Origin of the sequence: Endozoicomonas sp. SCSIO W0465 (assembly GCF_023716865.1) — a bacterium.
In the GTDB taxonomy this organism is placed as follows: Bacteria; Pseudomonadota; Gammaproteobacteria; order Pseudomonadales; family Endozoicomonadaceae; genus Endozoicomonas.
Genome location: NZ_CP092417.1, coordinates 2924693 through 2937812 on the forward strand (window position 1 = coordinate 2924693; position 13120 = coordinate 2937812).

The window sequence follows — 13120 nt, forward strand, 5'->3', positions numbered from 1 at the left end:
GTATCTGCTTGGAAGTTTGTTAATGGACACTGTGTTTGGCAGTGTACTTTATTAACCGCAATGCAAACGGTTTGGAAGAAGATCAAAGAATCAAAGAAGCTGTCGATGCATCTGATGCGTTAAACAACTGACAGGCAACAATTCAATGACAAGATATGAAGATATTGATATGAATTAAGTATTTATCCCGCATGCAGCGAGGGTACTACTACATCTCAGGAAATCCAATTTAAAGCAAAACAGAAACCTACGCCCATACCTACACCCAACGGCAAAAAACAAGGAAGAAAAAACGGGTATAAGAAGATAACCTATTGATTTATATGGCGCTCCCAGGAGGATTCGAACCTCCGACCTGCCCCTTAGGAGGGGGCTGCGCTATCCAGCTGTGCCATGGGAGCGTATGCTATCAGACAGATTGCCAAGGCATACACATTATCGAATGTGTTAGAAGCGTACTTCATTCAAAGTGGATGATCAAGCTCTGGCACGGGGAGAGGCTTTCTAATTGGCGTCAGATGAATTTATGGGCTGTCGTTCTCGGGAAACACAATTTCAAGCTGTTGCTCAAAGGCAAGCATTTTTTCGGCGAGAAGCTCACTATCAACCATCAACGTCCCATCAAGGTATGCCTGACGCAGGCGACTAACACGATCTTCAGAGGCATTGATCACAAAGCTTATTTTCTTCTCAGAGCCATCCAAATTTGCATTTGACTCTCGATGCTCTTTAACCATGTTCACTCCTTGAACGATAAAATTTTTTGGTGAAGAGTGCGACATACTGTCACCTTCAGCTCAGGCTGTCTACCCATGTTTCTTATATTTTAGTAAACAAGGCAGCTGTTGATAACGATCAGAGACTGAAATGGTCCCAAAAAATCAGACAGGGGAGTAGTTCTGATCCATAACAAAACGGATGATATGATCATGAGCAAGAAACGTAAACAATAACCTCTTTTCAATATTCAGCGTACGAAAGGGAATCCGCTCAACTATATTGAGAGTCGATTTGACCGACACTAATCAGCATGATCACCTGAAGCGACCACTTGCCAATGATTCCTCTAATAGCCCTGATTACTGGCAGTGCCAAATCGTTGCTGGCGGAAGAGTTGAGTCCTGTCGACCCGATAAATCAGCTGAATATTTCACTGTCTGACGCTGTCTCTGCAACACAACACTTACCCATTTACCCGATACCCTCACCAGCAGTGCTTTATTTTTCGGCTTCTTGCATTACCAACAGCAGTTCCCCAATCAACAGCAAAGAACTGAATGAATATCAAGTAGTACAGGTTGATGATACTGCTATCCCGTGCTTTTTATCCGGTAGCGAAATAGATACTGAAGACCCGGAAAGTATCAGCTTAACAGCCTCCGGTATGCCAGCCGAGGTGTCACCAGAGACCAGCAGCAAAATTGCACAGCCCCCAGGTTTTCACGATAGCTACTCATTGATCAAGGAGGATCCGCCGTCTGATCCCTGGCCACAGGGGCTATTGAGCAAGGATGACCATATAAACTATGGTGATTTAAGCGACTGGCTAAATGATCTGAATGGTATCTACGATGAAGAATCTGTGTTTCGCTCTATTCTTGATCTTCCCTATCCCTCAGAGCAATCTCAACTATTTCCGGATCATGTAATCGCCCGCCCGACCTATGGCTGGGTTGTTGATAATCTCCTGACGGACTGGATTAATGACCGGATCATGCGTATTTCAACGTCTGATCAGGGTGAGCCTTTGGAGGGCAACCTTGTCGAAGATAACAATGAATCACAACAGCAAGCCGGACCCCGAGAGACATTTGACCAGATATACCTTCCCTTTCTTGAGATGTTTGACCATCAGGATGAAGAACAGGCAAAAGCGTTTTTCCAAAAATTATATGAGCTTCTGGCTCCTCTTAGAGGGCTTCTGGTTATTGCTATTACTGGAGTTAACAGGCCGCAGGGCAGTAGTGTTATCACCAAAGGACAGAGGCTTTCGAAATTATTGAACCAGTCGGGGATTCCAGCTTCCAATATCAGGGTAATTACATCGCACAACCATAGTTACGTATTGGCCAAAAGAAGCAGCTATTCCCGCTAAATACACATTTTATGACGTGTATTCGTCGGGAGTCGCTGCGGAACATCATCCAGGCTCCGGCTTGCTTTTAGCCCTCATTTGCTCATCTTCCCCGACGAGCGTGCTCTTTACCCACAGCCGGGATGAGGCATTTCAGTCCAATCCAGTTTGGGATACTATTAATCAGTGGTATATAAATGCAATCAGCACAGGAATAAGGCTGAACTCCTCAATGACCAGAACACTGTTGACCTTGTTGTCAGTTACCCTGCTGAATTTTTGCTTACCCTTTACTACTGAAGTCTTAGCCAACAGCCCTGCTTCAGAGGCACCGGGTGCGAATAGTATTATTACCGTACCCGTAGGCAGTCAGTCTCAGCAGTTGCGCCAAACACTGGCTCTACCGGAACACGGTCAAACCATGGATGAGGTCAGGGAGATGCTGGGCAGTGCGAGCCAGACAGAAACCATCGGTGAACCCGCCATCACTCGCTGGTACTATCCAGACCAGAAACTAACGGTGTACTTTGAAGGTAACCGGGTATTGAGGTCAGTGGTTCATAATATGCCCTGAGTTTTACCTGAGTTGTACCTGAGCTATAAAAGCTTTTTCCTGAATTGCCCCGGCGGCATACCAAAGTAGCGTTGGAAAGCTTCATAAAAGCGGCTGAGAGAACTGAAACCACAGGCATAGCCGATGTCGGCAATGGGTCGTTCACTGTCCATAAGCAGCAATTGGGCTTTCTGCAGGCGTTGGAACTGCAGATATTGCTTGATAGAGACGCCCATGACACTGGTAAACAGATTGGTCGTATAATTTTTGTGCAAACCAAGATGAGCGGCGACATCTGCCGTTGATATAGGCTGATGCAGGTTTTCTCCGATAAAGTGAATCATGGTGGAAACGTGGTGAGCACCTTTCAACCGACCACTCCCCGGATGACCGGAAACCTGATCCATATCTGGCGATGATTCCTCAACGTGGTCAATATGGCCTTTGGAGAAAACACTTTCCGGGTGATCCCATCCCTGAAAACTGATTCTTTTCAACAACAGCGCGAGTTCACCCAGAATAATCTCTTTCAATTCCGGATGATCGCTGTGAAAGTCCTCATACCAGCGACTCAGTCTCATGACCAAATAGTCATGATCCGGCTTTGCCAGGGCAATAGCGCCTGTCATCACCTCCTGCCTGAGTTGCTCTGTCAATGGCCACTGAAGAAATTCCGGTAACGGGACATAGAGGTTATAAAGTATGCCTTTCCCCTGACGTCTTTCCTCAAGAGCCACCAGCCGATGCGGCATATTGGCCCAGAAGATGGCCAGCCGGTTTTCCGGAATGCGCTGCCCTCGCCCATTAACAATATAAGTAGCAGAGCACCCCAGCAGATAGTTCAACTCAACATGGCCATGAACATGACCACTGTCCATAATATAAGGTGCCCGGTTTTCGATATAAAAGATATCCCCCTGAATATCGGAAATCGATCCGGGCATGGATACCACACCTTCGGTTCGGCCATGTTGTCGGGCGGATTTTCGGGCAGGTTGCCGGGCAGACGACCGCTGCTGATTGCTCACAAATATTGATCCTTATCGTAACTATTCAGCACTGAGCAAAGGCATATTACAGTAATTCCGAACAGCTCTATGAAGTGATTGATATATGTCCATTCCCTGTTTTCTGGCAGACGACAAATAGCTGCGAATCCGTGCAAACATAGAACCACCGTCTGCACTCCTGAAGCAGCCTGAGATTTTCTGCTTTAACTTGGCCATTCGAACATCCCGCTCACTGCCATTGTTATCGAAGGGAATGGTAAAATCTGACATGAAGCGCAGTGTCTCAGCCTTGAACTCAGTGAGTCGTTTGAAGAGATTGTAAGCTTTAGTATTCTTGACTTTCTTGCGCTTAAGCTCCTCTCGTTGCTTCTCCATATAGACGACTTCTTTCATTAGAGCCCGCTGAAGCAACCGGTCATAAATCTTCTCGATTCGTTCACAGACAACACTTGGCATCTGTAGCATACCTATGGTCTTAAAGCCCTTGCAGTAATGCCAGGAAAGCCTCAGTAGCTTCATCAATCGCAACGCCAGTTGATTGCTGTCCCTATCAACAACACCCAAAAGCTCCCTCAGGTGATGGGCATTGCAAAGTACGTGAGTTGCCGCATATGCAAAATAGGATTTCCAATGATCATGAACCAGAACGCCTGCAAATGTTAGCAGTATGCCCATCGTGTCCATGGCCTCACGACCTCGCTTTTCAGACAAGTAGTAGAGCGTCCATTGTTCATCCCGCATAACGTGTAGCCAGTGCAAAGAGCCCTCGGCCCGCATACCCGTTTCATCGGCTCCGGCAACAGACGATTCCCGCAAGGCGTCACGAATAACCTCTTCAGTAGAAGCCAGATTTTCATAGGTTCTGGCCACAAAATTGGCGACAGTGCCTGCACTTACACTCATTTTATAGAGAGTATTAAAATACTCTGACACGCGCTTAAAAGGCAGGAAATGGTATTGGTTAAGATAGACGGCCATAGCCTGTGTGGCTGAGCCATATTGTGCGGCAGCGGTAACACCTTCCGGGAATTCAGCCTGATTCCGACAACCACAAGTGCAGATTTTTACTTCAGCTCTATGGGCCGTTACTTCAAATTCACCCGGTCTCCCTGGTTCAAACACCTGTCGTTCAATATATTTGACCGGCTCACTATCAAGAAGAGACGCCTGACATTTATTGCATTCTTTAACCGGAAGGTACTCAATATAGTCAGGGATATCGACCTGTTTAAGACAAGTGCCCTGATGCCCTTTCTTTCCACCGGCTTTATTACCAGAAGACTGTCTCAGACTTTTAGGATTGGGTTTTTCATCCGATGGATCGGTACCTTTATCTGCGGAAAGGTCGTCAGAATGATCTGGAGAATTACTGTTTTTACAAGGTTTTTGATAACCATCAGACGATGGCGGCTTGCTGCTGTTTTGACTGTTCTTGCCAACCTTTTCTTCCAATTCTCGACATCGCTCTTCCAGACAGGCAACTCTCATCCGCAGCTCTGCATTCTCTTTCAAGAGAATCTCAGCCGACATAGTTGCGGGTAGTTCTGGAATCATGCTGGCGAATATTGTGGAAAAATGGTGCTTAAGAGGATGGTATAAAAATCAGAAAATTCCAGATTTATGTGGGGGTGCTGAACAGTTACGCGAGGTCGTGAGGCCATGGACACGATGGGCATACTGCTAACATTTGCAGGCGTTCTGGTTCATGATCATTGGAAATCCTATTTTGCATATGCGGCAACTCACGTACTTTGCAATGCCCATCACCTGAGGGAGCTTTTGGGTGTTGTTGATAGGGACAGCAATCAACTGGCGTTGCGATTGATGAAGCTACTGAGGCTTTCCTGGCATTACTGCAAGGGCTTTAAGACCATAGGTATGCTACAGATGCCAAGTGTTGTCTGTGAACGAATCGAGAAGATTTATGACCGGTTGCTTCAGCGGGCTCTAATGAAAGAAGTCGTCTATATGGAGAAGCAACGAGAGGAGCTTAAGCGCAAGAAAGTCAAGAATACTAAAGCTTACAATCTCTTCAAACGACTCACTGAGTTCAAGGCTGAGACACTGCGCTTCATGTCAGATTTTACCATTCCCTTCGATAACAATGGCAGTGAGCGGGATGTTCGAATGGCCAAGTTAAAGCAGAAAATCTCAGGCTGCTTCAGGAGTGCAGACGGTGGTTCTATGTTTGCACGGATTCGCAGCTATTTGTCGTCTGCCAGAAAACAGGGAATGGACATATATCAATCACTTCATAGAGCTGTTCGGAATTACTGTAATATGCCTTTGCTCAGTGCTGAATAGTTACCAACGATGAATCTCTCTGGATACTTGAGAAGTAAGTTTATCCCGAGTCAGAGCAAGGTTGCACTGGGTGAAACGTTAGCGTTATCGCTGATCGGTTACGGCCTGGTGATCTGGCACAGCATGTCACTTCCTGTGGATAGCCCGCCAGGATTTCCCTGGTGGCTGCTGGTGCCACTATTGGCCGGACTCCGCTACGGTGTGGTGTATGCGCTGGTGCCCGTTTTGCTGCAGGCCGTTATCCTGCCGCTTTTGCCCCTGGCCGTACCGTTTTATCAGACACTGCCTGATAACTGGTTGCCAGGGATGCTGGTGCTGGCGGTGGTGTCTGGCGAGTTTCGTGAAATCTGGGGGCGACGCCTGGGTCAGCACCGGGCCATCCGGGACTACTGTCAGCAACAACTGCAAACGTTTGTTCACGATTATAATCTGCTGCAGTACGCCCACGGTGAACTGGAAAAATCAGCGTCGCTGGCAGAGCCTTCGTTGCTGACAAAAATGGCAGCGGTCAAACACCGGTTGGTTATACAGTCGTCTGACCAGCCCATGGTCGCCATTGCTGAGGAAATAATGGCAGTGCTCAGTGAATACGGGCATATTGGTGAGGGTTGCCTGCTCTATGTCAATGACAGTGGTCAATGCACAGAGACAGTACTGGCATATTGTGGTCAGCGTGGGCCCTTTTTTGCTGATGATCCACTCATCCAGCAGGGATTGAAAAAACGACAGCCGATAATGGTTGATCTGATAGCCTTTAGCAACAGTGATCCGGAACACATGGATCTGCAACACAGCCGAGCGCTGATGGCCATTCCCATGGTGGCCAGTGATGGGCGGATTCCGGCCGTGCTGGCCATTTACCAGACTGACCCGGACAACCTGTCAGCCTCGTATCTTTCCTTTATCAGCCTGATCGCCGGTTATCTTGCCGACGCATTGTTGCCTGTTACTGATGAAGCACTGACCATGGCAGAGTTCCCCTTACTGGTTGCCGACGACCCTGCCCACCGTCGTTTTCTCGTCCAGTTGCAATATTGTTGCCGGTTTGCCAGGGTTCATAACTGAAGTTACGCAGCTAACAGCTCTCTCAGCTGCCCCAACGAAGCTTTCAGCCCTGCCATATAGATTTTGGCTCTGAGCTGAAAGTGATTCAGATTTACTTTCAATGACAATACTTCCAACCTGAAGGCTGAGTAAATTGAAAGAAAGATATGATTACTCTGTGTTCTCACAGTATGCGCCGGTGACTTGGCCATTGACGCATTCGATTTCAGCGTTTTATGGAAGACCTCGACTTTCCACCGTTTCTCGTAGATTGCCTTGAGAGTCTCGGCATCACAGTCAAGATCGCTGCAAACCAGATAGAGAATGCCTGTGCTTCCGTCTTTGTTTTTAAAGACCTGACGGTATAGCAGAACAGGGAAATCGACACCTGCTATCCACCCTTGTACAGGCTTATCTTCTGAAAAATCAACAGTATCTATACGCTGTGAACGGCCTTGTAATTTGTCGTCCAGACTGAGGGATACCTTGCGGTTTGACTTCATCGCCATCAGGAAATGTTTATTACAGTCGTGTCGAATAAACATCATATTGTCGTTTGAGCAAAACCAGCTATCTGCAAGGACATAGCGGAACATAAGCTGGTTATGGCAGCAAATCATCAGCATCTCCCGCATCATTTCATTTTTGGTTTGCTCTGCATATCGTCTTACCTTTTTTGTCTTCAAGTCGGTGTACAGGATGGTTTTCTCGATCAATTTATAGGCGACAGGAATCGACGCATCTCCGGCATGGTAGTGTGCATTGAGCAGATTTATACCTTTCACGGTGCGATTTTTTGTATGATCAAAATGCCAGGTGTTCAGGGCATTCTCTTTGCTGAACTGCTTTTCCTGAATCGTATCGTCAAAGATCAAAACCCCATCACTGCACTCAACCTGTCGCACGACGGGTTTAACGTAAAGCCATAAGTCACGACTGGTAAACTCATTGTTTGAAAGCAATCGGGTGAATTGGTCATGACTGTAGACATTATCCAAAAGCTCTGACACTCCCGTTGCAGTGGTCTTCCCAGACGACGACAACAGGTAGTCAGAATAAAGTTCTATGAGATCATTTTTCATGCCACCAATAATGGCTGATTTTCAGCAAGGTGCGTAACTTGAGTTCATAAACTGGAAAGTCTGCTGTTGGTTTTTCAGTCTGAAAACCACCAGCATATTGCTGCCCTGGGTCGGGCGTTGTCAAACTTTGCTGAGCCTATGAGTAGTCAATTGCCACTGTCAGCGACCGCTGACGGTGAACATCTCTTGTACTGGTTGCTCCCGATCAAACACGCTGGCTTTACCAGGCAGGTGACGGCGCAACTACCGCAATGGTTAGCCCAAAATAGCGCAGGGCTGACACTTGCCCAGCCGTTTGAGATGCAGGCTTATGCTTTTTTGCCGGGGCAAAAACGTGCTGAAAAGCTCAATAACAGCCAATGCATCGTCGTACCAGCCACGCCCACCACAACGCCCACCAAGACTTCCACCACAACGCTCACCAGCGCAGCAGAGGTCGGTAATGTTTCCTAAGGTGCTATTACTGACCGCTATTCTTGTGGAGATGGTTCTGCTGTTGGTCGCCCTGTTACTGATGACCACAGACGTATCAAATAGCCTGCTGGCTCTCTTGTTGGTTGCTCATATCGTCACCTGTGTCATTTATATCAATGGGCTGGAAGCCGTACTGCCTGAAAAGTTACGTAACCGACCAGTAAAAGAGAAATCAGGGCTGTTTCTGTTCGGTTTTTTATCCCCGTATTGAGCCAGATCGCATGTGTGTTGATGTTTATGTTGATGGGGCGATCAGGGAACCGGCAAAAAAACCGGCTGTTCAGTTATGGTAACCTGCCAGAGTTACCCATGCGGTCGCGACTCACTGAAAATGGCAGGCAGACAGACCTACTGCTAGTCAGTGCCAATCTTGAAGAAACGTTACATGATGCATCCCAGGATGCGCAGCGGATTGATGACCGTGTCCGTGCCATTATGTCAATCCGTCATCTTAACCACCACAGGGCTGTCCGGCTGCTCAGGGAAGCACTGAAGGATCCGGCAGATGACGTACGACTGTTGGCGTATTCAATCTTAAGCCACCGGGAAAAATTGATTCAGCAGGAAATTGCCAGCCTGAAGTCCGGACTCAGCCATCAGCATACCCATTACCAGATCAGCTTATTAAAGAGACTGGCACAACTGCACTGGCAACTGGTTGACCAGTCCCTGTTGCACGATAACGAGGCCAGGCAATTGGCAGCGGATCAGGCATGCCAGTTCGCCAACAGTGTATTACAGCAAGGCCATGATCCTGATATGCAGCTGTTGCTGGCCCGTTATTATCTGTGGCAAGAGACACCGGAGTCGGCCCGTTTCCATCTCCTGCAGCCTGGCAATGACGGAAGTAGCGAACGAAACACCCGCCCTAGCCAGTTCCTCCACCGGGAATGGGGACAATTATTTATGGCTCTGCGGCAACCGGAGCCCGTAGCCCAGGTGCCGATCAATTTTGGGCTTCAGTCCACTTCTTCCGAGGATGCTTCCCTTGAACCAGCAGACAGTTGATGTACTTTTCCTGTTGGAAGGCACTTACCCCTTTGTTCGTGGTGGCGTTTCCAGCTGGATTCACGAAATGATCAAGGCATCCCCCGAGATCCGCTTTGGGATTATGTTTATTGGTGGCTCACCGGAACAGAACACCGTGCAGTATTATCAGCTTCCTGATAATGTCGTTTACTTTACCACCTGGTTTCTCAGTCAATCGGCCGGGCAAAACCCCGACAGGGTCGCCACCGCTGATCCTGATACCTTCGAGGGTGTGGAGGCGTTTCATCATCAGCTTAAGGCGTGGCATCCGGCCGATGGCAGCCCGGATATCATGCCCTGGGTCTGTCAGGCGCTCAGCACTGGTGATCATCTGAATCATGGCAGTTTTCTGCACAGCCACCATGCCATGAATATGGTGAATGAACTCTACCGGGAATACAGCACAGAAGCGTCTTATCTTACTGAAGTTACGCAGCTAACAGCTCTCTCAGCTGCCCCAACGAAGCTTTCAGCCCTGCCATATAGATTTTGTTCTGAGCTGAAAGTGATTCAGATTTACTTTCAATGACAATACTTCCAACCTGAAGGCTGAGTAAATTGAAAGAAAGATATGATTACTCTGTGTTCTCACAGTATGCGCCGGTGACTTGGCCATTGACGCATTCGATTTCAGCGTTTTATGGAAGACCTCGACTTTCCACCGTTTCTCGTAGATTGCCTTGAGAGTCTCGGCATCACAGTCAAGATCGCTGCAAACCAGATAGAGAATGCCTGTGCTTCCGTCTTTGTTTTTAAAGACCTGACGGTATAGCAGAACAGGGAAATCGACACCTGCTATCCACCCTTGTACAGGCTTATCTTCTGAAAAATCAACAGTATCTATACGCTGTGAACGGCCTTGTAATTTGTCGTCCAGACTGAGGGATACCTTGCGGTTTGACTTCATCGCCATCAGGAAATGTTTATTACAGTCGTGTCGAATAAACATCATATTGTCGTTTGAGCAAAACCAGCTATCTGCAAGGACATAGCGGAACATAAGCTGGTTATGGCAGCAAATCATCAGCATCTCCCGCATCATTTCATTTTTGGTTTGCTCTGCATATCGTCTTACCTTTTTTGTCTTCAAGTCGGTGTACAGGATGGTTTTCTCGATCAATTTATAGGCGACAGGAATCGACGCATCTCCGGCATGGTAGTGTGCATTGAGCAGATTTATACCTTTCACGGTGCGATTTTTTGTATGATCAAAATGCCAGGTGTTCAGGGCATTCTCTTTGCTGAACTGCTTTTCCTGAATCGTATCGTCAAAGATCAAAACCCCATCACTGCACTCAACCTGTCGCACGACGGGTTTAACGTAAAGCCATAAGTCACGACTGGTAAACTCATTGTTTGAAAGCAATCGGGTGAATTGGTCATGACTGTAGACATTATCCAAAAGCTCTGACACTCCCGTTGCAGTGGTCTTCCCAGACGACGACAACAGGTAGTCAGAATAAAGTTCTATGAGATCATTTTTCATGCCACCAATAATGGCTGATTTTCAGCAAGGTGCGTAACTTGAGTGGCTCTTTTCGTATTGCAGACTGCTGATTTCATAAATCAGGCTGGAATCCTCCTGTGGCAGGGCTTGGCAATATTTAGCCAGCAGTTTCCTGAAGGCATTGTATATCAAGGCCTTTGGCCAATTTTCATTGCAGAGCAGTCTGTAACCCGAAAAGAGCCACTTGAGTTATCTTAATTACTTCTGGACTGTGCGCTCCATGCATGCCCCGCTGTTTACCCTGGCCAAAGCGGCAGCCAAGGCACCGCACTGCCAGGTGATCCATTCACTGTCAACGGGTTATGCCGGTTTTCTCGCTACCCTGATCAAGCAACAGAGACCACAAGTGTACCTTTTGCTCAGTGAACACGGCATCTATACCAAGGAGCGTAAAATCGAACTGGCCCAGGCCCAGTGGATTGAAGACCGGACCATACCCAGTTATACCGGCCTTGATCACAGCACTGGCTATATCCGTAATTTGTGGGTTCATTTTTTTGAATTCCTTGGCAAGGCAACCTACGATGCTGCCGATCACATCACCTGTCTGTATGGCGGTAACCGTCAGCGGCAGATTGCTGAAGGTGCCCCGGCGGAAAAGATCACCATTATTCCTAACGGCATCGCGGAGGGGCGCTTTCAGGATGCATTACGCAGAAGGCCACATGTGATACCACACGTCATTGGCCTGGCCGGACGCATTGTGCCGATCAAGGATGTCAAAACCTTTATCCGTGCCATCGATATTGCCCGTCATAGCACGCCCGATGTTGAAGGCTGGATCATCGGCCCGCTGGAGGAGGACCCTGATTACGTGCAGGAGTGTGTCAACCTGGTGACCCAATTGCAGCTGGGGCATCACATCCGTTTCTGTGGTTTCCAGTCATTGCCGGATATCTTCCACCAACTGGGCGTGCTGGTGCTGACATCCATCAGCGAAGCGCTGCCACTGGTGGTGCTCGAAGGGTTTGCGGCTGGTATCCCCAGTGTTTGCACCGATGTGGGCGGTTGCCGTGAACTGGTATTGGGTGGTTCCCATCCGGAAGATCAGGCCATCGGGGCTGCCGGTGATATTGTCGGGATTGCTGATCCCCGGGCCGTGGCCGATGCCTGTACCCGGTTGCTTACTGATTCAGAACGCTGGTATACGGCACAGGCCGCCGCACTGGCCCGTGTCCATCGCTGGTACACCGATGGACAGATGTTTGCCAGATATCATGAACTCTATCAGCAGGGTATGGAACGGCACGCTGTTCAGGCACTGTCTGTTCCGGCATCGGCTTGCCAGGAGAGGTGTTAAATGGCAGGCATCGGCTTTACGCTACAGCGCATGCTGGACCGTGGCAGTTATACGGCGACAGCACAGGCCTACAGTTATGCCGGACTGATCAGCTCCGGCCCCTGGGTATTGTCTATTCTGAGCATTCTGGTGGTTGGGTTGATAAGCCAGGACAATCATCTGCTATCCGCCCATCTCACCTACTATCTGGTCACCGTCACCTATATGATGTGCGGTTCTTTGATACTCACCGGTGGCGTGCAACTGTTGTTTACCCGGTTCGTGTCGGACCGGATGTACGAAAAACGTCATTCAGTGATTACCGGAAACCTGATGGGCCTGCTGATGCTAATCACGCTGGTTTCCGGTGTTCTGGGTACGTTGTTGACCCCTGTCCTGTTCTTCGATCGGGACACATTCTTTCGGGTATTGGTGACCGCCTGTTTTGTGGTGCTGTGCAACTTCTGGATCGTACTGGTCTTTCTTTCCGCCCTGAAATCCTACAACCGCATTGTTATGACCATGGGGGCCGGGTATGTTGGCATTGTGTTACTGTCGTTACTGCTGAACAGACTGGGCGGACATGGACTTCTGCTGGCTTTCTTTACCGGTAAATGCTTCATGTTATTGGCTTTCTTGCTGGATATTGCCCGGCACTTCAGCACCGATCGGTTACAGTCGTTTGAATTCCTGACGCCTGCCAAAGTGCACTCATCGCTGCTCCTGACAGGAACGATATACTCTCTGGCGTTGTGCTGACTCTT

At 48.4% G+C, this 13120-nt stretch carries 16 protein-coding genes and 1 tRNA gene; 11 read left to right on the top strand and 6 right to left on the bottom strand.

From position 1 onward, the window contains the following. Positions 1-324: 324 nt before the first annotated feature. Positions 325-401: transfer RNA gene (locus MJO57_RS12805), tRNA-Arg, on the bottom strand. 123 nt (positions 402-524) lie between these two features. Further along, positions 525-782, bottom strand: a complete 258-nt coding sequence (locus MJO57_RS12810; RefSeq protein ID WP_252025782.1) for a flagellar biosynthesis anti-sigma factor FlgM — start codon at positions 780-782, stop codon at positions 525-527. Positions 783-1057: 275 nt separating this feature from the next. Here MJO57_RS12810 and MJO57_RS12815 point away from each other — a divergent pair, with 275 nt between their 5' ends. Together MJO57_RS12815 and MJO57_RS12820 are read left to right on the top strand one after the other, a co-directional pair. Further along, positions 1058-2095 (top strand): hypothetical protein, encoded by a 1038-nt coding sequence (locus tag MJO57_RS12815; RefSeq protein ID WP_252025784.1) that lies wholly within the window; start codon positions 1058-1060, stop codon positions 2093-2095. Between the two features lie 211 nt (positions 2096-2306). Further along, positions 2307-2648: an outer membrane protein assembly factor BamE gene (locus MJO57_RS12820; RefSeq protein WP_252025786.1), complete on the top strand. Its 342-nt coding sequence runs from the start codon at positions 2307-2309 to the stop codon at positions 2646-2648. A gap of 23 nt (positions 2649-2671) precedes the next feature. On the opposite strand, the gene MJO57_RS12825 is transcribed toward MJO57_RS12820, so the two are convergent. Together MJO57_RS12825 and MJO57_RS12830 are read right to left on the bottom strand one after the other, a co-directional pair. Continuing rightward, positions 2672-3655, bottom strand: coding sequence for a helix-turn-helix domain-containing protein (locus tag MJO57_RS12825; protein WP_252025788.1), 984 nt, complete (start codon positions 3653-3655; stop codon positions 2672-2674). A gap of 21 nt (positions 3656-3676) precedes the next feature. Beyond that, entirely contained in the window at positions 3677-5191 is a 1515-nt protein-coding gene (locus tag MJO57_RS12830; protein WP_252017330.1) for an IS66 family transposase, read from the bottom strand. Here MJO57_RS12830 and MJO57_RS32755 point away from each other — a divergent pair. Genes MJO57_RS32755 through MJO57_RS12840 form a run of 3 tightly spaced genes read left to right on the top strand, consistent with a single transcriptional unit; the run spans position 5190 to position 7006 of the window. Further along, positions 5190-5321, top strand: a complete 132-nt coding sequence (locus tag MJO57_RS32755) for a hypothetical protein (RefSeq protein ID WP_256493288.1) — start codon at positions 5190-5192, stop codon at positions 5319-5321. The two genes, MJO57_RS12830 and MJO57_RS32755, sit on opposite strands and share 2 nt — an antisense overlap. After that, a complete protein-coding gene (locus MJO57_RS12835; RefSeq protein WP_252025790.1) occupies positions 5297-5941 on the top strand; it encodes a transposase in 645 nt (214 codons plus the stop codon). The genes MJO57_RS32755 and MJO57_RS12835 overlap by 25 nt, the downstream gene beginning before the upstream one ends. Positions 5942-5950: 9 nt before the next feature. Further along, the gene (locus MJO57_RS12840; RefSeq protein WP_252025792.1) at positions 5951-7006 is read left to right on the top strand and encodes a GAF domain-containing protein; all 1056 of its coding nucleotides are present in this window, start codon (positions 5951-5953) and stop codon (positions 7004-7006) included. Between the two features lie 2 nt (positions 7007-7008). On the opposite strand, the gene MJO57_RS12845 is transcribed toward MJO57_RS12840, so the two are convergent. Continuing rightward, the gene (locus MJO57_RS12845) at positions 7009-8067 is read right to left on the bottom strand and encodes a transposase (protein WP_252017920.1); all 1059 of its coding nucleotides are present in this window, start codon (positions 8065-8067) and stop codon (positions 7009-7011) included. A 231-nt stretch (positions 8068-8298) separates the two neighbouring features. Between MJO57_RS12845 and MJO57_RS12850 the strand changes: the two genes are divergently transcribed. Genes MJO57_RS12850 through pelF (MJO57_RS12865) form a run of 4 tightly spaced genes read left to right on the top strand, consistent with a single transcriptional unit; the run spans position 8299 to position 10099 of the window. Further along, positions 8299-8520 (top strand): hypothetical protein, encoded by a 222-nt coding sequence (locus tag MJO57_RS12850; protein ID WP_252025794.1) that lies wholly within the window; start codon positions 8299-8301, stop codon positions 8518-8520. Next, positions 8510-8752 carry a hypothetical protein gene (locus MJO57_RS12855; protein ID WP_252025796.1) on the top strand — a complete coding sequence of 81 codons (243 nt, stop codon included), beginning with the start codon at positions 8510-8512 and terminating at the stop codon, positions 8750-8752. The genes MJO57_RS12850 and MJO57_RS12855 overlap by 11 nt, the downstream gene beginning before the upstream one ends. Positions 8753-8784: 32 nt before the next feature. Continuing rightward, complete coding sequence (locus MJO57_RS12860; RefSeq protein WP_252025798.1) at positions 8785-9549, top strand: hypothetical protein; 765 nt, start codon at positions 8785-8787, stop codon at positions 9547-9549. Then, positions 9521-10099 carry a GT4 family glycosyltransferase PelF gene (gene pelF / locus MJO57_RS12865; RefSeq protein ID WP_371924832.1) on the top strand — a complete coding sequence of 193 codons (579 nt, stop codon included), beginning with the start codon at positions 9521-9523 and terminating at the stop codon, positions 10097-10099. Before MJO57_RS12860 ends, pelF (MJO57_RS12865) begins: the two co-directional genes overlap by 29 nt. Here the strand turns inward: pelF (MJO57_RS12865) and MJO57_RS12870 are convergent. After that, on the bottom strand, positions 10040-11056 hold the full coding sequence (locus tag MJO57_RS12870) for a transposase (RefSeq protein ID WP_371924833.1): 1017 nt from the start codon (positions 11054-11056) through the stop codon (positions 10040-10042). The two genes, pelF (MJO57_RS12865) and MJO57_RS12870, sit on opposite strands and share 60 nt — an antisense overlap. Before the next feature lie 205 nt (positions 11057-11261). Here MJO57_RS12870 and pelF (MJO57_RS12875) point away from each other — a divergent pair, with 205 nt between their 5' ends. Both pelF (MJO57_RS12875) and pelG read left to right on the top strand, forming a co-directional pair. After that, positions 11262-12377, top strand: a complete 1116-nt coding sequence (gene pelF, locus MJO57_RS12875; protein ID WP_256493289.1) for a GT4 family glycosyltransferase PelF — start codon at positions 11262-11264, stop codon at positions 12375-12377. Then, on the top strand, positions 12378-13115 hold the full coding sequence (pelG, locus tag MJO57_RS12880) for an exopolysaccharide Pel transporter PelG (protein ID WP_252025802.1): 738 nt from the start codon (positions 12378-12380) through the stop codon (positions 13113-13115). It begins immediately after the preceding gene. Positions 13116-13120 lie beyond the last annotated feature (5 nt).